The organism is Microbacterium sp. MMO-20, from assembly GCF_037147735.1.
Classification (GTDB): domain Bacteria; phylum Actinomycetota; class Actinomycetes; order Actinomycetales; family Microbacteriaceae; genus Microbacterium.
Genome location: NZ_JBBCUU010000005.1, coordinates 110,954 through 131,156, shown reverse-complemented (window position 1 = coordinate 131,156; position 20,203 = coordinate 110,954). Strand labels below are relative to the sequence as shown.

The window sequence follows — 20,203 nt, the reverse complement described above, 5'->3', positions numbered from 1 at the left end:
CGTCCAGCCTACGCGGCGCCCGACCCGCAGACGACGGAGGGGGATGCCTCGCGGCATCCCCCTCCGGAGGCGTTGGGCAGGTCGCTTACTTCGCGGCGGCCTTGAGCTTCGAGCCGGCCGTGACCTTGACGCGCTTGCCGGCCGCGATCTGGATCTCGGCACCGGTCTGGGGGTTGCGGCCCGTGCGCGCGGCGGTCTCCACCGTCTCGAACGACAGGAAGCCGGGGATCGTGACCTTCTCGCCCTTGGCGACGGCCTCGGAGACAGCCGAGAACAGACCGTCGACGACGCGGCCGACGGTGGCCTGGCTCTCGCCCGTGGCGCTGGCGATGCTGGCGACGAGCTCGGTCTTGGTGATAGCCATGGGGTTTCCTCCAGACGGCAGCGTGTGCCGCCTTTTGCTTACTTCGGAACCGGGCGATCGCCCGGGTTGGTCGGATGGACCGGTCCCGAATATACCCATGACAGGCGGAATCCCGCGGATTTCCGGCATTCTCTGGTCATCTTCACCGGCGTGTCGCGTGACAGTCGTGACGAATGAGGCGTGTGTGACCACCACGCCCCCGCACAACGGAAAGGCCCGCCCCCCTCGCGGGGGCGGGCCTTTCCGGTGCTGTGGTGCTTACCAGCTCGACTTGGTCACGCCGGGCAGCTCGCCCTTGTGCGCCATGTCGCGGAAGCGGACACGCGAGATGCCGAACTTCGACAGGTAGCCGCGGGGGCGACCGTCGATCGCGTCGCGGCCGCGCAGGCGGACGGGCGACGCGTTGCGCGGCAGCTTCTGCAGGCCGACGCGGGCGGCCTCGCGGGCCTCGTCGGTCGCGTTCGGGTCGACGAGGGTCTTCTTCAGCTCGGCACGCTTCTCGGCGTAACGGGCGACGACCTCCTCGCGCTGGTTGTTGCGCGCGATCTTGCTCTTCTTGGCCATGAGATCAGCGCTCCTCTCGGAATTCGACGTGCTTGCGGATCACCGGGTCGTACTTCTTCAGCACGATGCGGTCGGGGTTGTTGCGACGGTTCTTGCGCGTCACGTAGGTGTACCCCGTGCCCGCGGTCGACCGCAGCTTGATGATCGGACGGACGTCCTGAGCCTTCTTCGCCATTAGAGCTTCACACCCTTCGCGATCAGGTCCTTCACGACCGACTCGATGCCGCGGGCGTCGATGACCTTGATGCCCTTAGCCGAGACGTTCAGCGTGATCTTGCGACCAAGCGAAGGAACGTAGTAGGTCTTCTTCTGCACGTTCGGGTCGAAGCGGCGCTTCGTCCGGCGGTGCGAGTGCGAGATGTTGTGACCGAAGCCGGGAACCGCTCCGGTCACCTGGCACACTGCTGCCATGGTGATTACTCCTTCTGTACCGTGAGGCCGGACGGCCCCACCCAAGATCCCTTGTCTGCATCCCTCTGAGAACACAGGGACACGAACTGCGTGCTGGAGTGCGCGCAGACAAAGAGTCAGTCTAGCATGCGCGGGCGTGTCAGCCCGCGGGTCCGGCTCCCCGCCCCCATCGGAACGCCGACACCGTCGCGTCGCCGGCGATCCAGAAGCGCCACGGAAAGGCGTCCGTGCCCGCCACGCCCGCGACCCCGACGCGCGGCCCGCTCGCGACATCATCCCGGACGGATGCCGGCAGCCAGAGCCGTGCGACGGCACCCGCCCGCTCGACGCCCTTCACCGCGTCGATGCCGTCGTGCACGGGGTGACGCAGCCCCACGGCGTCGCCGAGCCGGCCGGGCCCCCGGGCCAGGTCTCGCGCCGACCCAGAGGCCTGCGCCGCCGGGCGGCGGGCGAATGCGGCGTCCACACCGGTCGTCACCTCGCCCGCCCGCAGGAGCACACCGCCCGCCGTTCCCTCGGGGCCGCAGACCACGTTGACGCACGAGTGGATGCCGTGGCTCAGGTACACGTACAGATGACCGGGCTCACCCCACATCGTGGCGTTGCGCGCCGTGCGCCCCATCCGGGCGTGCGAGCCGGGGTCGGGCCGCTCCCCCGTACCGGCGCCGTGATAGGCCTCGACCTCGGTCAGGCGCACCGCGACGGTCGATCCGGCCGTCGTCACCTCGAGCACGCCTCCGAGCAGGCGCGGCGCGACATCGACCGGCAGGCCCGCGAGCGCCGTGCGGGTCGCGGGGACGAGTCCGGGGCGCGGCGGGCGGGTGGACGCTTTCTCAGGTGCGCCGTCGGGCAGCGGATGCCTCACGCCGCTCACATCCGCGGTGGCGTCTGGCACCACGAGATGTCGAAGCCGCTCAGGGCGACCTGCTCGGTGCCGTCGGCGAGCGAGACGACGTGCGTCTGCACCTGCTTCGGCAGCGGCAGGCGGTGGGCGTCGTAGGTGTTGGAGACGGCGTCGGGGGCGACGAGGAAGGCGGCGTAGCGCCCGCTCGGCGAGACGCACGTGTCGATCAGCGTGTCCTGCGGGTCGATCGCGAAGACGGGCCGGGCGGCGCCCGCGGCATCCACGACGTTGACGGTCGTCGAGCGCACGGTGAACCCGTCGAGGAGGGCGAGGACGCGGAGCGTGGTGCCGTCCTGCAGGGGGATGACGCGGTTCACCTGGCCGAGGGACTTGTCGGTCGCGGGCAGGGCGACCTCCTGCGCGGTCGCGAGATCGATCGCGGCCGGGCCCGTGACCCGCTCGATCACGACCGTCGTGGTCCCGCGGGCGATGCCGTCGATCGCAAGCGCGTTCCCGAGAGCGACGGGATCTCCACCCGACCCGCCGGCGCCCGTCGGGGGCGACACGAGCGTGAGCGCGCCGTCGTAGGTCAGCGTGAGGAGGCTGTCGGTACCGGGAACGAACCGCCAGTCGCCGACGCGCGACTCGCCGCCCGTGCGGGTGATCGCGATCGGATCGGTCTGCGCTTGGGCGTCGGCGAGCGATGCCGTGTAGAGGACGTTCTCCCGCGCCCCCGCGGCGCCGACATCGGCGTCGGTGAAGGTGTAGCCGATGAGGCCGCCGCGATCGGCGTTCTGCAGGTTGGTGACGGTACCCGTCCCCGGGAGCCGCAGCTCGCGCTCGCCCTGACCGTCGAGGTCGGTGACGACGAGGTGCGAGTGGTCGTCGTCGTCGATCGTCGAGATCACGAGGTGCGAGCTCGTCGCGCGGAAGTCCTCGATCTGGGGTGCCGTGTACACCGGCACCGCGGCATCGCCCTCGAGGTCCGTCCGGAAGACGGTGTCGCCGCCGCCGCCGCGCTGCAGGATGTACGTTTCGAGCTTCGGGGTCGCGAACGTCTCGGTGAGGGTCGTGGATGCCCCACCCCCCACTCCCGCGACGTCCCGGATCGTCACGGTGTACTCCGTGTCGTCCCAGAGCGGCAGCGCGAAGCGCACGCCGACGCTCCGGCCCGACGTGTCGACCGTGAAGGCCGCCGCCGGGCTGACCGTCACCTGGTCGGGGGTCACCTCCGCGAGGGACTGCGTCGTCGTGAAGATGAGGCGCGCACCGGCGTTGCGGGTCGCAGCATCCGGGTCGACGCTCACGCGCGTCGCGCGCGGGCCCTGCACCGTCGTGACGGCGGCTCCGGCGAACCCGACCACAGCGAGCAGTAGGGCGACGATCGCGAACGCGCCGAGGAACGCGCGGGAACGCCGACGCTGCCGGCGCGCACGGCGCGACTCAGTACTCATACGGATCTTTCGGCTCGGCGATCTGCTCGACCGAGGAGGCGTGGATGGCGAGGCGACCGTCGTCGTCGCGGATCGTGCCGGTGACGGTCACCCACTGACCGGTGTCGTACGCATCGCTCGACGCGACGCGGACGCTCGCGGGCTGCGCGTCGATGACGCAGTGCGTGATGACGAGGCGCGTGAGCGCGAAGCCGTCGTCTCCCGGCGTCACGAATCCCGTGAGCGTCACCTGGCTGCCGTCGAAGGACTCGGGGTTGGTCGCCGTTGCGAACACACTCGCCCACTCGCCCACTCCGAACGAGGCGGTGTCGCCGGTCGCCGCGAGGGCGATGTTGTCAGCGCCCTGGAAGAGCGGGGGCGTTCCCGTGTCGCGTTCCATAGCGAGCTGGGCGGAGAGCGTCGCGGGCGGCGTCAGCACGATGGCCGCGACGATGCCGGTTGCGAGGATGCCGCCGCTGACAGCCGCCGCGGCCGTCCAGCCGCCCACCGCAGCGCGGCCGTGGTCGTCGTGGCCGTGGTCGTCGTGGCCGTGCTCCGGGTCCCCGTGATCGTGACCGTGGTCGGCTTCCGCTCCGCGCGGCAGGGCGAAGCTCACGGCGCAGCCCACGAGCGCGATGATCGCCATCGTCACCGCGAACCAGGCCCCGTCGGGGTTGATGTACAGCCCGAGCTGTCCCGTCATCCACAGGCCGATCGTCACGGCCGACAGACCTGCTGCCAGTCCCACGCCGAGAAGGCGCGATCCCCAGCCCGAGAACGCGTCACGCAAAGAGGTTCACCACCGATCCGACGGCGACCGCGAACAGCACGACGATCACGACGAGCCCGACGAGCACGCGGCTGCGGAAGGTCGTGCGCAGGAGCGCGAGCATCTTGACGTCGACGAGCGGCCCGACAAGGAGGAACGCGACGATCGATCCGGGCGTGAACGTCGAGGCGAACGACAGTGCGAAGAAGGAATCGACGTTCGAGCAGATCGAGACGATCATCGCGAGGAGGATCATGGCGACGATCGACAGCGCCGGGTTCGATCCGATCGCGAGCAGCGCTGAACGGGGTACGAGCACCTGCACGGCCCCGGCGAGCGCCGAGCCGATGATGAGGGCGGGCAGCACGGCCCGCAGCTCGACGACGAACTGCGCGAGGCTGCGACGCCCCCGGTCGCTCATGCGCCCGCCGTGCGCGTCGGACTCGAGAGCGACGACGCACGACGCGGCGAAGCGCTCCGTGAGGAGGCCGTCGGGGTCGGGATGCCGGCTGTACAGCCACCCGATGAGGTTCGCGACCGCGAAGCCCCCCAGTAGGCGCGCGATCAGGATGCCGTCGTCGAAGCCGAACGCCTGGTGCGTCGTGATGATCACGATGGGGTTCACGATCGGGGCCGCGATGAGGAAGGTCAGCGTCTCCGGCACCGTGAACCCGCGCATCATGAGGCCGCGGGCGAACGGCACATTGCCGCACTCGCAGACGGGCACGAGCATGCCCAGGAGCGACAGCACCATGCGACGGGCCCACGCGCGCCGCGGCATCCAGCGCTCGATCGCCCCCGGGGGCACCCACACCTGCACGACGATCGACAGCAGCACACCGAGCACGACGAACGGCATCGACTCGACCAGGACGCTGATCGAGAGGGTCAGCCCATCCTGCAGGCGCGTGGGGAGGGCGGGACCGGGAGAGACGATGGCGACGACGACGAGCACCGCGACCACCGCGGCGCCGAGCAGGATCAGTCCCGCTCGTGCGAAGCGGGGGTCGCGATCGAGCCGCTGCGTGCGGGGGGCGTACGTCTGCCGCGGAGCGGTCCGCTCAGGAACGCGCATCGGAGTCGGGAGCGGATGCTGCGGCATCCGCTGTCGCCGCGGCGGCGCTGCACGCGGCGCACAGGCCGAAGATGTCGACGACGTGCTCGGCGGCGGTGAAGCCGTGCGCCGCGGCCGTGCGCTGAGCCCACGACTCGACCTCGCGCGCCTCGATCTCGACGGCCTTGCCGCACGACCGGCAGATCAGGTGATGGTGGTGGCCCGTCGTCGAACAGGCGCGGTAGATCGCCTCGCCATCGGGGCTCTGCAGTTGGTCCGCCTCCCCGCTCGCGGCGAGCGTCGCGAGCGCGCGGTAGACGGTCGCGAGGCCGATGCCGGTGTTCTCGTCGCGAAGGGCGGCGTAGAGATCCTGTGCGCTGACGAATCCCGTGGCGTCGCCGAGCGCCTCGCGCACGCGATCGCGCTGCCAGGTGTTGCGCTGGGCCATGACCGGGAGTCTACCGACGCGGTTTCGGAGTCGGCTGGGAGAGGGCGTTTATCGGGTGACCCGGCCCCGACGCGAGCCGGCGACGCGGCAGACGAGGTAGATCGCGAAGGAGATCGTCGTGATGTAGGGGCTCACCGGCAGGGTGCCCATGACCGCGAGGAGGATGCCTCCCACCGCCGAGACGATGCCGAACAGCGCCGCCAGCAGCGGCACCGACAGGGGCCCCGAGGCGACGCGCATCGCCGCGGCCGCGGGCGTGACGAGGAGGGCGAGGACGAGGAGGGCTCCGATGATGTGCACGGCGACCGCGACCGTCAAGCCGAGCAGCATCATGAATCCGAGCGAGACCGCGATCGTGGGGACCCCGCGCGCGGCCGCGGACTGCGGATCGAGCGAGTCGAACCGCAGTGGACGCCAGATGAGCACGAGGGCGACCAGGACGAGCGCCGAGATCACGATCAGCAGAGTCAGCTGCTGGTTCTGCACCGAGACGATCTGCCCCGTCAGCAGACTGAACCGGCCCGCGGTGCGTCCGTTGTAGAGCGAGAGGAAGAGGATGCCCAGGCCCAGCCCGAACGGCATGAGCACACCGATGATCGAGTTCCGATCGCGGGCGCGCGCCCCGAGCCAGCCGATGAGCGCCGCCGCGATGAGAGACCCGACGATCGACCCGGCGACGACGTCGTAGCCGAACAGCAGCGCCGCGGCCGCACCCGCGAACGAGAGCTCGCTGATCCCGTGCACCGCGAACGCCATGTCGCGCTGCATCACGAACACGCCGACGAGACCGCCGACGAGACCGAGCACGGCACCCGCCCAGAGGGAGTTCTGCACGAGCGCGAGGATCTCTCCGTAGTCGGCGATGCCGCCGAACATCGCCTGTGCGATGTCGTCCCAGGTCATGCGTGGTCCTCGTGGTGATGATGGTGGGATGCCTCGGCATCCGGGGCCCCCACGACGACCAGACGGTCACCGGCACGGAGGACGTAGACGGGCGCGCCGTAGAGTTCGCTGAGCGTCTCCGACGTGAGGACGTCGGCGGGGGAACCGAGGGTGAATCGTCCGCCGGCGAGGTAGAGGATGCGATCGACCATGTCGAGCACGGGGTTGATGTCGTGCGTCACGAGGAGCACGCCCGCGCCGGAGCGGCGGTGCTCGTCGAGCAGGCGCACGACGGCGCGCTGATTGGCCAGGTCGAGGCTCGTGAGCGGTTCGTCGCAGAGCAGGAGGCGCGGGTCGTCGGCGAGAGCCTGGCCGACGCGCAGACGCTGCTGCTCTCCGCCCGAGAGCACGCCGACGGGGTCGTCGGCGAAGGTCTGCGCGCCCACGGCCTCGATGAGGCGGTCGATCCGCGCACGGTCGGAACGGCGCGGGAACGGCAGCCCGAACCGGTGACCGTCGACACCGAGGGCGACGAGGTCGCGCCCGCGCATGCCCGTCTCGCTCGACAGCGGGCGCGCCTGCGGCAGGTAGCCGATGCGGCGGTTGCCGCGGCGGCGAACGCGCTCGCCGAGCGCCGTGATCGAACCCGCGCTGAGGGATTCGAGCCCGAGGATCGCTCGCATCAACGTGGTCTTGCCCGAGCCACTGGGGCCGAGAACGGCGACCAGCTCGCCGGGCGCCACCTCGAGGTCGAGACCCGACCACAGCTCGCGGTCGCCGCGCCGAAGCGCGGCGCCGCGGATCTGCAGCACGGGGTCGGAGGGCGCCGTCACCTGTTCAGCGTATCGGCGAGCAGTGCGACGTTCGCCTCCATCCACTGCAGGTACGTCTGGTCCTGCGGCTTGATCTCCGAGAACTCCAGGACCGGGATGCCCTGCTTCTTGGCGAGCTCGATCACCTGCGTGGTCTCCGCTCCGCCGGTCTGCGAGTTCGCGATGAGGATGCGGACGTCGCCCGCCTCGAGGATCCTCGTCGCCTCGAGGAGCGTCGCCGGCGGCACGTCCTGCCCTTCCTCGACCGCCTCGCTGAAGGCGTCAGGCGTGACGTTCTCGAGTCCGGCGGCCGTCGTGAGGTAGAGCGGCACGGGCTCGGTGATGAAGATCTTCTCGCCCGCGTGCGCGGCCGAGAGCGTGTCGAGTGCGCCTTCGAGCGTCGAGATGCCGGCCGTGAAGTCGGCGAGCCCCTGCGAGAACGTCGCCGACTCCGACGGGACGAGCACGGTCAGCTCCTCGGCGATCTTCTCGGCGACGTGCTCGATCGTGTGGGGGTCGTACCAGACGTGCTCGTTGAACCCCTCGATGTGATCGTGGCCGCTGTGGTCGTCGGCGACGTCGGATGCCTCGGTCGTCGGGTCGTCCGTCGGCGCGTCGGAGTGGTCGTCGCTGTGGTCATGACCGTCGTTGCCCGGCCAGTCGTGCGAGAACTCGACGGCGGAGATGACGGGGGCCTTCGTCCCCGTGGCCTCGACGAGGGCGTCCATGAAGGAGTCGTACCCACCGCCGTTCTCGATGAGGAGCCCCGCCTTGGACACGGCCAGCTGGTCCTTCGCCGTGGCCTCGTATTCGTGCGGGTCCTGGCTGGTCGAGGAGATGATCGCGGTGACGTCCACGGTGTCGCCTGCGATCGCGCTGACGATGTCGCCGTAGACGTTGGTGGAGGTGACGACCTGCAGCTTGCCGTCGGCGGAGGTCCCTTCCGGGGCGGCGGTGCCGGCGCACCCGGCGAGGGCCAGTGCGGACGCCGCGACGACGGCGGTGACGAGGGGAACGGATCGCTTCATGCCCCCAGGGTACGGCTATTGATAATCGTTCTCAAATCGGCAGCGCTATGCGAGCGCCGGGAACGCCGCCGTCAGACCGTGGACGAGCAGTTCGGCCCCGATCGCCAGGATGAGAAAGCCCATGACCCGCGTGATGGCGCCGACCCCGGTGGGTCCGAGCTTCTGGGCGAGCGGCGTGCCATAGCGCAGCAGCGCCGCGATGACGGCGGCGATCACGAGGACCGCCGCGACGATCGCGACGCGGTCGAGCACGCTGGTGTTGCGCGCGGCGATACCGATCACGACGCCGATCGCACCGGGGCCGGCGATGAGCGGCAATGCCATCGGCGAGAAGCTGATGTCGGTCTTGGTCGCGGCGTGCACCGCCTCCGGGCCGACCGTCGGCGGGGCGTCGCGCGGCACGACCATCCCGAATCCGGAGTGCATGACCACGAGCGCGCCCGCGATCTGGAGAGCGGCGAGCGAGATGCCGAACAGCTGCAGGATGAGTGTTCCGAGCACCGCGAACACGGCGAGGATGACCGCAACGTAGGTCCCGGTGCGCCACGCCTGACGCCGCCGCTCGTCCGCGTCGAGGTGCGACGAGAGTCCCGCATAGGCGGCGACGGCCCCGATCGGGTTGGTGATCGGGATGAGCGCGGCGAGCGCCGCGACGAACACGCTCAGCATGTCGCCATTGTCGCGCAGTCGCCGGAGCGTCGCGATCGGCCGCCGTTCAGTCGAGCAGCAGCGCCGGCTCTTCGAGGATGGAGGCCACGTCGGCGATGAACCGGCTCATGCCGTCGCCGTCGATGACGCGGTGGTCGAAGGAGCCCGACACCGTCGTCACGAACCGCGGGCGCACCTCGCCGTCGACGACCCACGGCTTCTGCCGGATCGTGCCCATCGCGACGATGCCGGACTCGCCGGGGTTGATGATCGGCGTGCCGGCATCCATCCCGAACACGCCGATGTTCGTGATCGTGACGGTGCCGCCCTGCTGGTCGGCGGGCGTCGTCCTGCCTTCGCGCGCTGTGAGCGTCAGCTTCTCGAGCGCCCGCGCCAAGTCGCGCAGGGAGAGGTCCTGCGCGTCCTTGATGTTCGGGACGAGCAGTCCCCGCGGGGTTGCCGCCGCGATACCGAGGTTGACGTAGTTGCGCACGCGGATCTCGGCCGAACCGTCTTCGTTGTCGACCCACGCGGCGCCGATGAGGGGGGTGCGGCGCACGGCCCAGATCACTGCTCGGGCCATGATGAGCAGCGGCGACACCTTGATGTCGGCGAAGTCGGGCGAGGCCTTGAGCCGCTTGACGAGCTCCATCGTGCGCGTGGCATCCACATCGGTCCACACCGATACGTGCGGAGCCGTATACGCCGAGCGCACCATGCCGGATGCCGTGGCCTTGCGCACACCCTTCACCGGGATCGCCTCTTCACGGCCCTCGTCGAGCGCGGGAGCTCGGGCAGGTGCGGGGGCGTGCGGGACGGCGGGAGCGACCGCGATCGTGTGCTCCCGCTCGGTGGGCGCCTCGGGCGTCGCGATATTGCGGAAGACGCTCGCCTGCTCGGCGTGGCGCACGACGTCGTCGCGGGTCACCTCGCCGGCGGGGCCTGTCGGCGAGACCTCCGACAGCGTGACACCGAGATCGCGGGCGAGCTTTCGCACGGGAGGCTTCGCGACGACTCCGACCGACGCGCGAACGGCCTCGGTGCGCGCTTCCACGCGCTCCGGGCGCCTGCGTCGCGAGGTGGCACCCGCGCCCGTGCCGTACCCCACGAGCACGGCCCCGGCGGGGTCGGACTCGGGCTCCGCGGCGGGCTCGCCGTGCGCGGAGAGGCCCGCCGCGGCATCCTGGCCGCCCGTCTCCCCTGCGATCGTGATGACGGGCGCGCCGACCGTGACGGTGTCGCCCTCGGCGGCGAGGAGCTCGCCCACCGTTCCGGCGAACGGCGACGGCAGCTCGACGAGCGACTTGGCCGTCTCGATCTCCACGAGCACGTCGTTCACCGCGACCGTGTCCCCCGGCGCCACGCGCCACTGCACGATCTCGGCTTCGGTGAGTCCTTCGCCGACGTCCGGCAGGTGGAAGGTCTGCGTGCTCATGGCGACTCCAGTCAGTAGGCGAGGGCGCGGTCGACGGCCTCGAGGATGCGGTCGGCGTCGGGCAGGTACGTGCCCTCGAGCTTCGCGGGCGGGAACGGCACATCGAAGCCCGACACGCGCAGCACCGGTGCCTCGAGGGCGAAGAAGGCGCGCTCCATGACGGTCGCCGCGATCTCCGACCCCACCGACACGTTGCCGGGCGCTTCCTGCGCGTAGACCATGCGGCCGGTGCGACGCACCGAATCGAGGATCGGACCGTAGTCGATCGGCGACAGCGACCGCACGTCGACGACCTCGCAGCTCGTGCCCTCGGACTCGGCGAGCGCGGCCGCCTGCAGGAGCGTCGTCACCATCGCGCCGTGACCGACGAGGGTGACGTCCGTGCCCCGCCGGACGATACGGGAGGCGTGCAGCGGGAGGGCGCGCTCGCCCGTCTCGACATCGCCCTTCATCCAGTACTTCGCCTTGGGCTCGAGGAAGATCACGGGGTCGGGCGACGCGATGGCGTCCTGGATCATCCAGTACGCGTCGTTCGGGGTCGACGGGCTGACCACGCGCAGGCCCGCGGTATGCGCGAAGTAGGCCTCGGGGCTCTCCTGGTGGTGCTCGACCGCGCCGATGTGGCCGCCGTACGGGATGCGGATGACGATCGGCATCGCCAGCGCGCCCTCGTGCCGGTTCGTGAGCTTCGCGAGCTGCGTCGTGATCTGGTCGAACGCGGGGAAGACGAACCCGTCGAACTGGATCTCGACCACGGGACGGAACCCCGCCATCGCGAGGCCGATCGCCGTGCCCACGATCCCCGACTCGGCGAGCGGGGTGTCGAGAACCCGACGGTCGCCGAACTCGGCCTGCAGGCCCTCGGTGACGCGGAAGACACCGCCGAGCTTGCCGATGTCCTCGCCCATCAGCAGCACGTGGTCGTCGGCGGTCATGGCGGCGCGCAGGCCGGCGTTCAGCGCCTTCGCGAGCGGCATCGACTCCACCATCACGCACCCCCTTCGAACGAGGCCTCGTAGGCGGCGAGCCACCGCTGCTGCTCCTCGATGAGCGGGTGCGCGTCGCTGTAGACGTGGGCGAACATCGTGTCGGCCTCGAGCCCGCCGAGCGCGTTCGTGCGGGTGCGCACGTCGTCCGCGTAGGCCTGCGCCTCGGCATCCACCTCGTCGAAGAAGGATGCCGCGGCCCCCTTGGCCTCGAGATACGCGCGCATGCGCGCGATCGGATCGCGACGCGCCCACGACTCCTCCTCGTCGGACGTGCGGTACTTCGTCGGGTCGTCGCTCGTCGTGTGCGCGCCCATGCGGTAGGTCGTGGCCTCGATCGCCTGAGGCCCGGAGCCCGACCGCGCCTCGTCGAGTGCGAGCTTGGAGACCGCGTAGCTCGCGAGCACGTCATTGCCGTCCACGAGGTGCGACGGCATGCCGTATCCGGCGGCGCGCTCGTACAGCGGCCCACGTGCCTGCGTAGCGACGGGCACCGAGATCGCCCACTGGTTGTTCTGGAGGAAGAAGACCTCGGGGGTGCGGTACGTGTTCGCGAAGACCATCGCCTCGTGCACATCGCCCTGGCTCGATGCGCCGTCGCCGTAGTAGACGATGACGGCCTCGTCGCGCTCGGGATCGCCGGTGCCCGAGCGCCCGTCGAAGGCGAGACCCATACCGAAGCCCGTCGCGTGCAGGGTCTGCGAGCCGAGGACGAGGGTGTAGATGCGCGTGTTGCCGTTCTTGGGGTCGGTCGGGTCCCAGCCGCCGTGCGACAGCCCCCGCATGACGCGAATGATGTCGATCGGGTCGACACCGCGGACCGTCGCGACGACGTGCTCGCGATAGCTCGGAAAGACGTGGTCCTGCGGCCGCGTCGCACGCACCGAGCCGACCTGCGCGGCCTCCTGACCGAACGACGGCGGCCAGAGCGCGAGCTGCCCCTGCCGCTGCAGATTGGTGGCCTGCCGGTCGAAGGCGCGCACCACGACCATGTCGCGGTAGAAGGTCTCGAGATCCTGATCGGTCAGGGCCTCGACGAGCGGAAGATAGCGCTCCGCCTCGGGCGTGGGCGCGAAGGTTCCGTCGGCTGCCAAGACGCGCACGAGTGCCTTGTCGTCGGGCGAAGTCATGTTTCCACGCTAGACCCGCCTGTATGCGCAGGTCTGCATGCGCTCCACAACGGATGCCGCGATCCGCCGTCCGTTCGCCACAGTCCCCACCCCCCCAGTGCGCCGGGCGCCGGAGCGCTTACGGCGCGACTGCGGCGGCGACGGCGACGATGGGCTCGAGCGACTCGGCTTCGCCGATCGAGATGCGCACGCCGTCGCCCGCGAACGGCCGCACGATGAGGCCCGCGGCGTCGAAGGCCGCGGCGACCTCGAGCGCCCGGTCGCCGGCGGGGAGCCACACGAAGTTGCCCTGCGCGACCGGCACGTCCCAGCCGACGTCGCGCAGCCGCGCGGCGAGGGCGTCACGACGCTCGGCGAGTTCGGCGACACGCGCGCGCAGCTCGTCCTCGGCATCCAGGCTCGCCAGCGCCGCCTCCTCGGCCGCGGCCGTGACCGACAGCGGAATGCCCGTCGACCGCGCCGCCGCGAGCACGCGCGGGTCGCCCACGGCGTAGCCGACCCGCAGGCCCGCGAGCCCGTACGCCTTGGAGAAGGTGCGCAGCACGACGACGTGCGGATGCCGCGCTGCCAGCACGCGCGCACCGTCGACCGCGTCGGAGTCGGTGACGAACTCGGCGTAGGCCTCGTCGAGGACGATGAGCACGTCCCGGGGGACGCGCGCGAGGAACGCGTCGAACGCGGCCTGCGTGACGATCGGGCCGGTCGGGTTGTTCGGGGTGCAGACGATGATCATGCGGGTGCGGTCGGTGACGGCATCCGCCATCGCGTCGAGATCGTGGCCGCCTGCGGGGTCATTCGGCACCGTCACCGCGGTCGACCCCGCGACGACGGCGAGACTCGGGTAGGCCTCGAACGAGCGCCACGAGAACAGGATCTCGTCGCCGGGACCGCTCGTGGCCTGCGCGAGCTGGAACAGGATCGACACCGAACCCGCCGCCACATGGATGTGGCCGTCGGCGACGTCGAAGCGCTCGGCGAGGCGGGCGCGCAGCCGTGCCGCGGTGGCATCCGGATACCGGTTGAAGCCGTGGGCGGCCTGCACCGCCTGCACGACACCGGGCAGCGGGTCGAACGGGTTCTCGTTGCTGGAGAGCTTGAACGCGTCGGCGCCGGCCTGTTTGCCCTGCTTGTAGGCGGGCAGCGCCGCGATCTCGGGACGGATGCGCACGGGCAGGTCGGGAAGGTCGCTCACGCGAGCAGTCTACGAGGGCGCGTGCGCGGGATTCGCAGTCGCCACCGCGCGGCGGCCGTGCGAGACTGACCGCACCATGCGCTTCATCATCCGAGTCATCGTCAACGCGTTCGCGATCTGGGTCGTGACGCTGATCCCCGCCCTCATGACGGTCGTCACGCCGTTCGCGCCGGGTGAGACGCTGCAGCTCGTGCTGTCGCTCCTCGCCGTCGCCGCCGTCTTCGCGATCGTCAACAGCATCATCGGCACGGTCATCAAGATCGTCGCCTTCCCGCTCTACATCCTCACCCTCGGTCTCATCTCCTTCCTCGTGAACGGGCTTCTCCTCATGATCACGGCGTGGTTCACGCAGTGGTGGGGCTGGGGACTGCAGGTCGAGGACCTGTGGCACGGCATTCTCGCGGCGATCGTCATCTCGCTCATCAACTGGGTGTTCGGCATCATCCTGCGCCCCCAGTCGAACGACCGCCGGCGCTCGCGCTAGGGGAGTCCGCCGCCGCGTGCCGCCCCGTACGGCAGCGTCGGCGTCGGCTCTCCTCCGCCGCGCGCATACGAAGCGCTGGGCAGCACCTCATTCTCACGAGCCGCGCTGTAGGTGAAGACCTCGACCGATCCGGCGCGGGCGAGTTCGCCGAGCCGATCGTGCACGCCGCGCATGCGCGGGTCGGACGAGGCATCCAGCATGACCGCCGTCTCGCGGTAGGCGTCGAGCCGGTGCGGGTCGATCGGGCCCTGTCCGCTCGCGAGCGTGCCGGGCGTCTCGCGCGTCGCGACGAAGCTGCCCGCCGCCCCGACCCCCGCCGCATACCCGCCTCCGGCGAGCGCCGAGACCGGGTCGTCGAGGTGCCGCACCGCGACGCTGAGCGTCGCCTCGCCGACATCGGCCTGCACGGGACCCCCATAGGTGACGAGGAGCGGCACGTCGTACTCCTCCGACAGGGCGACGTAAGAGGCGGCCATGCCGCCCTGCGAGTGCCCGAAGAGTTCGACGCTGTCACCGGGCTCGGCTCCGGCGTCTGCGAGCGCGGCCGCGACGGCCGCCTCGGATGCCGCGTGCTGGCGACCGTAGAGGGCGAAGTTCGACCACCAGTCCATCGGCTCCCTCCGGTCGGCGCCGTCGACCGTGCCTGCGACGTAGGCGGCGAACCGCTGCGAGCCGTCGGGCATGGTGTACCGCTCCACTCGCACCCGCCCCTCACCGCGCGGAATGCGATCCACCGTGTCGCTGAGGGATGCCGGCGCTGCGGCAATGCCGGAGGAGGCGCTCAGCCGGGTGACCGTCACGGGGTTCTCCGGTCCGCCGAGCTGCGTGCCCCGCGGCACCGTGCCCAGACCCAGCGCTGTCGCGGCGCCGGAGAGGAGCACCGCGAGGAGGCCGAGCCCGGCGATGTCACCGCCGGGAGCGATCGGGAGGAGCGGGAGGTCGTTCTGGTGCCACAGCGCGCTCGGCTCTGCGGTGCGCCAGCGCGCCGTCTCAGCGGCGACGGCGGCGAGGAGCCCCGGGTCGGCGGCGACGAGGGCCGCGATCCGACCGCGCAGCGCGGCTGCGCGGTCCTGGTCGTCGGTCACACCGGCCAACTCGATCTGGGACGAGAGTTCGACGAGCTCGTAGACGTCAGCCATGCGGTCGAGGTCGCCCGCGATCCGCGCGACCTGAGCGGCGACATCCTGCACCGTCCCGCCGGCGGCGGCGAGCTCTGCCGCGTGCGGGCCGAGGCCTCGGCGGGCAGCGGCCAGGAGCGCCTCGATCTCATCGCAGTCCGCGCCGAGGGCACGCAGCGCCCCCGCCGCGGCGCGCAGGCTCTCGGTGTCGACGGCGACGATACCGCCGCTGCCGATGTCGAGCTCACCCGCTGCGCTCATGAGCCACTCGCGGACAGCAGGGCGACGCGGATACCTTCGCGGCGCGCGGCGTCGTCGAGCGCCGCCTCGGCGACGACCAGCAGATCGGCGAGGCGCGCGCACACGCCGTCGAGCTCGGCCATGCCCGCCCGATAGTGCTCGGTCGCGCGCGAACGCCAGTCGGTGGCATCCGCGAGCGCCACGACCCGCGCTCGCAGACGCACGACCCCGTCCTGCGCGCGCATCACGCGCAGACGGGCGGCGTCGAGCGCGTCGAGAAGGGGCGAGTCGATGAGCGAGACCATGCCCCGACACTGGCCGCGACGCGCGATGCGCGGCGGCCAGGACGGCGAATCTGTGGACGGATCCGCGAGATCCGCCGCTGTGGAGGAGGCGATGAGCACTTCCGCGGCGGCGCGCGGCTCGCCAGAATGAAGGGATGCCGCACGTCACCGCGCCCTTCCGCGTCGTCTTCGTGTGCACCGGCAACATCTGCCGCTCACCGATGGCGGAGATCGTCTTCCGTGACTTCGCCGAACGGGCCGGCCTCGGCGATCACGTCGCCTCGTCCAGTTCGGGCACCGGCGACTGGCATGTGGGTGAGCGCGCCGACGTCCGCACGATCGAGGCGCTGCATCGTCGCGGGTACGACGGCGAACGCCATCGCGCTCGGCAATTCACCCTCGCCGACTTCGATCGCAACGACCTCGTCGTCGCGCTCGACCGTTCGCACGAACGCATCCTCACGAGCTGGGCACGCACCAACGACGACGTCGACAAGCTCGCGCTCCTCCTCTCCTTCGCGCCGTCCGTCGGGGACGGGTGGGATGTGCCCGATCCGTACTACGCCGGCCCCGCGATGTTCGACGAGGTGCTCGCTATGATCGAGAGTGCGACCCGGGCGCTCTTCCGGCAGCTCGAACCCGCCATCCGGCCATCGTCTCCTCGACGCGAAACCTGAGCGCCCGTTTCATCGAACGGAGCCTCGTGACCACCTCCCTGCCTCCCCAGCCTCTGAGCCCCCTCGACGGGCGCTATCGCGCCGCCGTCGCCGGCCTCGCCGACTACCTCTCCGAGGCGGGACTCAACCGCGCCCGGGTCGAGGTCGAAGTCGAGTGGATCATCACGCTCGCGAATCGCGGGTTGTTCGGAGCGACGCCGCTGACGGCGGCTCAGCAGGGGAGCCTGCGGAGCCTCTACCGCGACTTCGGACAGGCCGAGATCGACTGGCTCGCCGAGAAGGAGGCCGTCACACGCCACGACGTGAAGGCCGTCGAGTACCTCGTGCGCGACCGGCTGGCATCCCTGGGGCTTGATGCGATCGCCGAGCTCACCCACTTCGCCTGCACGAGCGAGGACATCAACTCGGCCTCCTACGCGCTCACCGTCAAGCGCGCAGTCGAGAACGTCTGGCTGCCGAAGCTCCGCGCCGTCATCTCCGCTCTGTCGGAGCTCGCCCGCGAGCATCGGGATGCCGCGATGCTCTCCCGGACGCACGGCCAACCCGCGACCCCGTCGACGATGGGCAAGGAGCTCGCGGTCTTCGCCTGGCGCCTGTCGCGCGTGGCCGACCAGATCGCGGGCGGTGAGTACCTCGCGAAGTTCTCCGGCGCGACCGGCACCTGGTCGGCGCACCTGGCCGCCGCCCCCGACACCGACTGGCCCGAGCTCTCGCGGACCTTCATCGAAGGCCTCGGCATCCACTTCAACGTGCTCACGACCCAGATCGAGTCGCACGACTGGCAGGTCGAGCTGTACGACCGCGCGCGCCACGCGGGCGGCATCCTGCACAACCTCGCGACCGACATCTGGACGTACATCTCGATGGGCTTCTTCGCGCAGATCCCGGTCGCGGGCGCGACGGGGTCGTCGACGATGCCGCACAAGATCAACCCGATCCGGTTCGAGAACGCCGAGGCGAATCTCGAGATCGCGGGGGGGCTGTTCCAGACCCTGGCATCCACTCTCGTCACGAGCCGAATGCAGCGCGACCTCACCGACTCGACGACGCAGCGCAACATCGGCGTCGCCTTCGGACACTCGCTGCTCGCGCTCGACAACCTGCAGCGGGGCCTCACCGAGATCCTCCTCTCTCGCGACGTGCTGCTGGCCGACCTCGACGCGAACTGGGAGGTGCTCGCCGAGGCGATCCAGACTGTCGTCCGCGCCGAGATCGTCGCCGGGCGCTCCGAGATCACCGACCCCTACGCCCTCCTCAAGGAGCTCACGCGCGGCCGCCGCGTCGGCGGGCCCGAGTTGGCGGCCTTCGTCGAGGGTCTCGACATCGGCGAGGATGCCAAAGCGCGCCTGGTCGCGCTGACGCCCGCGACCTACACAGGCCTCGCCGACGCCCTCGTCGACGAGCTCTAGCCGGAGCGGGGCCGTACCCGTCGAAACGGCATGCAGCGCGCTACGCGACAGCCCGCGCGACGTTTCGGCGCGTGTTTAGCGCGGAGCGGGGCCGTCGGATGCCGCGGCATCCGGCCGGCCGTCGCTCGCGGTCTCGTCGGACTCCGGCAGCAGCACGCCGTTCTGGACCGGCTTGGTCACCTGGGCCGGGTCGACCGCGAGCATCAGCAGAGCGATGATGACGAGCGTCGCGATGAAGGCGATGCCGGCGACGACGAGCGAGACGACCACGACGTGCATGCGCTGGTCGTCGCTGAGATCCTGGAAGAAGCCCATCGAGACGAGCGCGATGACGCCGCCGAAGACGGCGGCGGCGAAAGCGAATCCGAGCAGCTGCACCGGCTTCATGAGGTCGCGGCGGGTGGGTCGGTTCTCGCTCATGCGCGCTCTCCTGCCGTCGGCGTGGGCACCGGCGCAGCCGTCACGGTCCGCGGGGAGAAGCCCGCGATGCCGAGGAAGACCGCGATGATCGCGGCGTACCCCCCGAAGATTCCGACGCCGATCGCAGTGCCCGTGAGGGTGAGGTCCTCGGGTCCGACCGTGTAGTCGAGGCGGAACGCCGGGTTCACGACGAGCAGCCCGACGGCGAGGGCGAGCGTGAAGGCGCCGATGAGGATGCCGTCCCGTGCGTACGCGTCTCCGGTACGACGTGCGCGCAGACCGCCGACGAGCTCGATGACGCCCGCGATCACCGCCCACGCGATGACGGCCACGAAGAAGAGCGTCGTCGAGCGCAGCGGCGGGATGCCGGTGACCATGCCCGCGAGGAGAGTGACGATGCCGAGGAGCACTGGGACTGCGCGGGACGCCGCCGGGTACACGAGCCAGACTCCGAGGAACAGCACGATCGCCGTCGCGATGGCGAACCCGCTGAACACCGAGAGGCCGACGGCGGCGGAGTGATCGGCGGAGAAGGTGATCATGATCGCCGCGATCGCCGCGAACAGGGCACGCGCGAGTTGCAGGTGTCGCACGGCGAAGGTGCGCGTCGAGGCGTCGGTCACGTGGAGCTCATCCGGACGGGAAGAAAAGGACCTCCCCAGTCTAGGCGCGTTCCTCCGGAGCTCCGGCCGCGGTGGCGACGAGGTCGCGCAGCTTCGCCCGCACGGCATCCGTCACCTCGACGACGGCGTAGGTCACGGCCCACATCGCGCCGTCGTCGAGCTGCGCGGCATCCTGAAAGCCGACGGTGCCGTAGCGGGTTTTGAACTTCGCCGCCGGCTGATAGAAGACGACGACCTTGCCGTCCTTCGCATAGGTCGGGAAGCCGTACCAGGTCTTCGGAGCGAGGTCGGGCGCGACGTCGGCGACGATCTGGTGGAGCGTGACCGCAACCTCCTTGTCGATGCCGGTGAGCGCATCGATCGCGGCGATGCAGTCCTCGTACTCCTTCGCCGTCTTCGCGGCGCCCTTCAGGCCCTTGTCGGCGCGGATCTCCGCCGCGCGCTGCTTCATCGCGGCGCGCTCGTCGGCGCTGAACCCGCTCTTCGTGTCGGTCATGTCAGTGTCCGTTTTCGGTGGGCGCGCTGTCGGTCGCGCGGTTCTGCTGGATGCGAATGAGATTGCCCGCGGGGTCGCGCACGGCGGCGTCACGGATGCCGTAATCCTGATCGATCGGCTCCTGCACGATGTCGGCGCCCGCCGCCTCGATGGCCGCGAACGTCGCGTCGAGATCGTCGGTGGCGAGATTGACCCCGAAGTAGCTCCCCTTCGCGACGAGCTCGAGCAGGGTCTGCTTCTCGTCGTCGGAGACCTCGTAGCCGACGCCGACGGGGTGCAGCACGATCGCGGTGTCGGGCTGATCGGGCGGTCCGACGATGATCCAGCGCATACTCTCGTAGCCGACATCGAGCCGCACCTCGAACCCGAGCACGTCTCGATAGAACGCGAGGGATGCCTCGGCATCGGTGTGCGGAAGGAAGCTGGAGTGGATGGTGATGTCCATGGCGTTC

At 70.5% G+C, this 20,203-nt stretch carries 26 protein-coding genes; 3 read left to right on the top strand and 23 right to left on the bottom strand.

The features are described from left to right. Positions 1-85: 85 nt before the first annotated feature. The 17 genes from WFI52_RS08785 to WFI52_RS08705 all read right to left on the bottom strand — a co-directional run bounded on the left by WFI52_RS08785 (position 86) and on the right by WFI52_RS08705 (position 14,000). Positions 86-364 carry an HU family DNA-binding protein gene (locus WFI52_RS08785; RefSeq protein ID WP_292862178.1) on the bottom strand — a complete coding sequence of 93 codons (279 nt, stop codon included), beginning with the start codon at positions 362-364 and terminating at the stop codon, positions 86-88. Positions 365-622: 258 nt separating this feature from the next. Further along, entirely contained in the window at positions 623-928 is a 306-nt protein-coding gene (rpsN, locus tag WFI52_RS08780; RefSeq protein ID WP_005051773.1) for a 30S ribosomal protein S14, read from the bottom strand. A gap of 4 nt (positions 929-932) precedes the next feature. After that, complete coding sequence (gene rpmG, locus WFI52_RS08775; RefSeq protein WP_005051772.1) at positions 933-1,103, bottom strand: 50S ribosomal protein L33; 171 nt, start codon at positions 1,101-1,103, stop codon at positions 933-935. Further along, positions 1,103-1,339, bottom strand: a complete 237-nt coding sequence (gene rpmB, locus WFI52_RS08770; RefSeq protein WP_005051771.1) for a 50S ribosomal protein L28 — start codon at positions 1,337-1,339, stop codon at positions 1,103-1,105. Before rpmB ends, rpmG begins: the two co-directional genes overlap by 1 nt. A gap of 139 nt (positions 1,340-1,478) precedes the next feature. After that, complete coding sequence (locus WFI52_RS08765; protein ID WP_336626894.1) at positions 1,479-2,192, bottom strand: DNA-3-methyladenine glycosylase; 714 nt, start codon at positions 2,190-2,192, stop codon at positions 1,479-1,481. A 17-nt stretch (positions 2,193-2,209) separates the two neighbouring features. Continuing rightward, positions 2,210-3,637, bottom strand: a complete 1,428-nt coding sequence (locus WFI52_RS08760; RefSeq protein WP_336626777.1) for a hypothetical protein — start codon at positions 3,635-3,637, stop codon at positions 2,210-2,212. Continuing rightward, positions 3,627-4,364, bottom strand: a complete 738-nt coding sequence (locus WFI52_RS08755) for a TIGR03943 family putative permease subunit (RefSeq protein ID WP_336626778.1) — start codon at positions 4,362-4,364, stop codon at positions 3,627-3,629. The genes WFI52_RS08760 and WFI52_RS08755 overlap by 11 nt, the downstream gene beginning before the upstream one ends. A gap of 34 nt (positions 4,365-4,398) precedes the next feature. After that, the gene (locus WFI52_RS08750; RefSeq protein WP_336626779.1) at positions 4,399-5,460 is read right to left on the bottom strand and encodes a permease; all 1,062 of its coding nucleotides are present in this window, start codon (positions 5,458-5,460) and stop codon (positions 4,399-4,401) included. Continuing rightward, entirely contained in the window at positions 5,447-5,887 is a 441-nt protein-coding gene (locus WFI52_RS08745) for a Fur family transcriptional regulator (RefSeq protein WP_336626780.1), read from the bottom strand. The genes WFI52_RS08750 and WFI52_RS08745 overlap by 14 nt, the downstream gene beginning before the upstream one ends. Before the next feature lie 48 nt (positions 5,888-5,935). After that, on the bottom strand, positions 5,936-6,790 hold the full coding sequence (locus WFI52_RS08740; protein ID WP_336626781.1) for a metal ABC transporter permease: 855 nt from the start codon (positions 6,788-6,790) through the stop codon (positions 5,936-5,938). Next, positions 6,787-7,602, bottom strand: a complete 816-nt coding sequence (locus WFI52_RS08735; protein WP_336626782.1) for a metal ABC transporter ATP-binding protein — start codon at positions 7,600-7,602, stop codon at positions 6,787-6,789. The genes WFI52_RS08740 and WFI52_RS08735 overlap by 4 nt, the downstream gene beginning before the upstream one ends. Beyond that, a complete protein-coding gene (locus tag WFI52_RS08730; RefSeq protein ID WP_336626783.1) occupies positions 7,599-8,609 on the bottom strand; it encodes a metal ABC transporter solute-binding protein, Zn/Mn family in 1,011 nt (336 codons plus the stop codon). The genes WFI52_RS08735 and WFI52_RS08730 overlap by 4 nt, the downstream gene beginning before the upstream one ends. Positions 8,610-8,654: 45 nt before the next feature. Continuing rightward, a complete protein-coding gene (locus tag WFI52_RS08725) occupies positions 8,655-9,278 on the bottom strand; it encodes a MarC family protein (RefSeq protein WP_336626784.1) in 624 nt (207 codons plus the stop codon). Between the two features lie 46 nt (positions 9,279-9,324). Then, positions 9,325-10,692: a dihydrolipoamide acetyltransferase family protein gene (locus WFI52_RS08720; RefSeq protein ID WP_336626785.1), complete on the bottom strand. Its 1,368-nt coding sequence runs from the start codon at positions 10,690-10,692 to the stop codon at positions 9,325-9,327. An 11-nt stretch (positions 10,693-10,703) separates the two neighbouring features. Next, positions 10,704-11,681 (bottom strand): alpha-ketoacid dehydrogenase subunit beta, encoded by a 978-nt coding sequence (locus WFI52_RS08715; protein WP_336626786.1) that lies wholly within the window; start codon positions 11,679-11,681, stop codon positions 10,704-10,706. Beyond that, the gene (locus tag WFI52_RS08710; RefSeq protein ID WP_336626787.1) at positions 11,681-12,808 is read right to left on the bottom strand and encodes a thiamine pyrophosphate-dependent enzyme; all 1,128 of its coding nucleotides are present in this window, start codon (positions 12,806-12,808) and stop codon (positions 11,681-11,683) included. Before WFI52_RS08710 ends, WFI52_RS08715 begins: the two co-directional genes overlap by 1 nt. Before the next feature lie 118 nt (positions 12,809-12,926). Continuing rightward, positions 12,927-14,000 carry a histidinol-phosphate transaminase gene (locus WFI52_RS08705; RefSeq protein WP_336626788.1) on the bottom strand — a complete coding sequence of 358 codons (1,074 nt, stop codon included), beginning with the start codon at positions 13,998-14,000 and terminating at the stop codon, positions 12,927-12,929. 76 nt (positions 14,001-14,076) lie between these two features. On the opposite strand from WFI52_RS08705, the gene WFI52_RS08700 reads away from it, so the two are divergent. Further along, a complete protein-coding gene (locus tag WFI52_RS08700; protein WP_336626789.1) occupies positions 14,077-14,484 on the top strand; it encodes a phage holin family protein in 408 nt (135 codons plus the stop codon). Here the strand turns inward: WFI52_RS08700 and WFI52_RS08695 are convergent. Both WFI52_RS08695 and WFI52_RS08690 read right to left on the bottom strand, forming a co-directional pair. Further along, the gene (locus WFI52_RS08695; protein WP_336626790.1) at positions 14,481-15,863 is read right to left on the bottom strand and encodes a hypothetical protein; all 1,383 of its coding nucleotides are present in this window, start codon (positions 15,861-15,863) and stop codon (positions 14,481-14,483) included. The two genes, WFI52_RS08700 and WFI52_RS08695, sit on opposite strands and share 4 nt — an antisense overlap. Beyond that, complete coding sequence (locus WFI52_RS08690) at positions 15,860-16,147, bottom strand: hypothetical protein (protein WP_336626791.1); 288 nt, start codon at positions 16,145-16,147, stop codon at positions 15,860-15,862. The genes WFI52_RS08695 and WFI52_RS08690 overlap by 4 nt, the downstream gene beginning before the upstream one ends. Before the next feature lie 134 nt (positions 16,148-16,281). On the opposite strand from WFI52_RS08690, the gene WFI52_RS08685 reads away from it, so the two are divergent. Both WFI52_RS08685 and purB read left to right on the top strand, forming a co-directional pair. Continuing rightward, positions 16,282-16,803: a low molecular weight protein-tyrosine-phosphatase gene (locus WFI52_RS08685; RefSeq protein ID WP_336626792.1), complete on the top strand. Its 522-nt coding sequence runs from the start codon at positions 16,282-16,284 to the stop codon at positions 16,801-16,803. Between the two features lie 26 nt (positions 16,804-16,829). Continuing rightward, entirely contained in the window at positions 16,830-18,212 is a 1,383-nt protein-coding gene (gene purB, locus WFI52_RS08680; protein ID WP_336626793.1) for an adenylosuccinate lyase, read from the top strand. 75 nt (positions 18,213-18,287) lie between these two features. Here purB and WFI52_RS08675 read toward each other — a convergent pair whose 3' ends face one another. Genes WFI52_RS08675 through WFI52_RS08660 form a run of 4 tightly spaced genes read right to left on the bottom strand, consistent with a single transcriptional unit; the run spans position 18,288 to position 20,196 of the window. After that, positions 18,288-18,632: an amino acid transporter gene (locus WFI52_RS08675; protein WP_336626794.1), complete on the bottom strand. Its 345-nt coding sequence runs from the start codon at positions 18,630-18,632 to the stop codon at positions 18,288-18,290. Continuing rightward, entirely contained in the window at positions 18,629-19,255 is a 627-nt protein-coding gene (locus WFI52_RS08670) for an acyl-CoA synthetase (protein ID WP_336626795.1), read from the bottom strand. Before WFI52_RS08670 ends, WFI52_RS08675 begins: the two co-directional genes overlap by 4 nt. A 40-nt stretch (positions 19,256-19,295) precedes the next feature. Then, on the bottom strand, positions 19,296-19,751 hold the full coding sequence (locus WFI52_RS08665) for a hypothetical protein (protein ID WP_336626796.1): 456 nt from the start codon (positions 19,749-19,751) through the stop codon (positions 19,296-19,298). A 1-nt stretch (position 19,752) separates the two neighbouring features. Next, the gene (locus WFI52_RS08660) at positions 19,753-20,196 is read right to left on the bottom strand and encodes a VOC family protein (protein ID WP_336626797.1); all 444 of its coding nucleotides are present in this window, start codon (positions 20,194-20,196) and stop codon (positions 19,753-19,755) included. Positions 20,197-20,203 lie beyond the last annotated feature (7 nt).

Coding starts and splice junctions, on each gene's coding strand:
- WFI52_RS08750 (WP_336626779.1), bottom strand. CDS start 5,460: ATGCGCGTTCCTGAGCGGACCGCTCCGCGGCAGACGTACGCCCCCCGC.
- WFI52_RS08740 (WP_336626781.1), bottom strand. CDS start 6,790: ATGACCTGGGACGACATCGCACAGGCGATGTTCGGCGGCATCGCCGAC.
- rpmB (WP_005051771.1), bottom strand. CDS start 1,339: ATGGCAGCAGTGTGCCAGGTGACCGGAGCGGTTCCCGGCTTCGGTCAC.
- WFI52_RS08700 (WP_336626789.1), top strand. CDS start 14,077: ATGCGCTTCATCATCCGAGTCATCGTCAACGCGTTCGCGATCTGGGTC.
- WFI52_RS08760 (WP_336626777.1), bottom strand. CDS start 3,637: ATGAGTACTGAGTCGCGCCGTGCGCGCCGGCAGCGTCGGCGTTCCCGC.
- WFI52_RS08785 (WP_292862178.1), bottom strand. CDS start 364: ATGGCTATCACCAAGACCGAGCTCGTCGCCAGCATCGCCAGCGCCACG.
- WFI52_RS08725 (WP_336626784.1), bottom strand. CDS start 9,278: ATGCTGAGCGTGTTCGTCGCGGCGCTCGCCGCGCTCATCCCGATCACC.
- WFI52_RS08730 (WP_336626783.1), bottom strand. CDS start 8,609: ATGAAGCGATCCGTTCCCCTCGTCACCGCCGTCGTCGCGGCGTCCGCA.
- rpmG (WP_005051772.1), bottom strand. CDS start 1,103: ATGGCGAAGAAGGCTCAGGACGTCCGTCCGATCATCAAGCTGCGGTCG.
- WFI52_RS08720 (WP_336626785.1), bottom strand. CDS start 10,692: ATGAGCACGCAGACCTTCCACCTGCCGGACGTCGGCGAAGGACTCACC.
- WFI52_RS08675 (WP_336626794.1), bottom strand. CDS start 18,632: ATGAGCGAGAACCGACCCACCCGCCGCGACCTCATGAAGCCGGTGCAG.
- WFI52_RS08710 (WP_336626787.1), bottom strand. CDS start 12,808: ATGACTTCGCCCGACGACAAGGCACTCGTGCGCGTCTTGGCAGCCGAC.
- WFI52_RS08745 (WP_336626780.1), bottom strand. CDS start 5,887: ATGGCCCAGCGCAACACCTGGCAGCGCGATCGCGTGCGCGAGGCGCTC.
- WFI52_RS08685 (WP_336626792.1), top strand. CDS start 16,282: ATGCCGCACGTCACCGCGCCCTTCCGCGTCGTCTTCGTGTGCACCGGC.
- WFI52_RS08660 (WP_336626797.1), bottom strand. CDS start 20,196: ATGGACATCACCATCCACTCCAGCTTCCTTCCGCACACCGATGCCGAG.
- rpsN (WP_005051773.1), bottom strand. CDS start 928: ATGGCCAAGAAGAGCAAGATCGCGCGCAACAACCAGCGCGAGGAGGTC.
- WFI52_RS08665 (WP_336626796.1), bottom strand. CDS start 19,751: ATGACCGACACGAAGAGCGGGTTCAGCGCCGACGAGCGCGCCGCGATG.
- WFI52_RS08715 (WP_336626786.1), bottom strand. CDS start 11,681: ATGGTGGAGTCGATGCCGCTCGCGAAGGCGCTGAACGCCGGCCTGCGC.
- WFI52_RS08695 (WP_336626790.1), bottom strand. CDS start 15,863: ATGAGCGCAGCGGGTGAGCTCGACATCGGCAGCGGCGGTATCGTCGCC.
- WFI52_RS08690 (WP_336626791.1), bottom strand. CDS start 16,147: ATGGTCTCGCTCATCGACTCGCCCCTTCTCGACGCGCTCGACGCCGCC.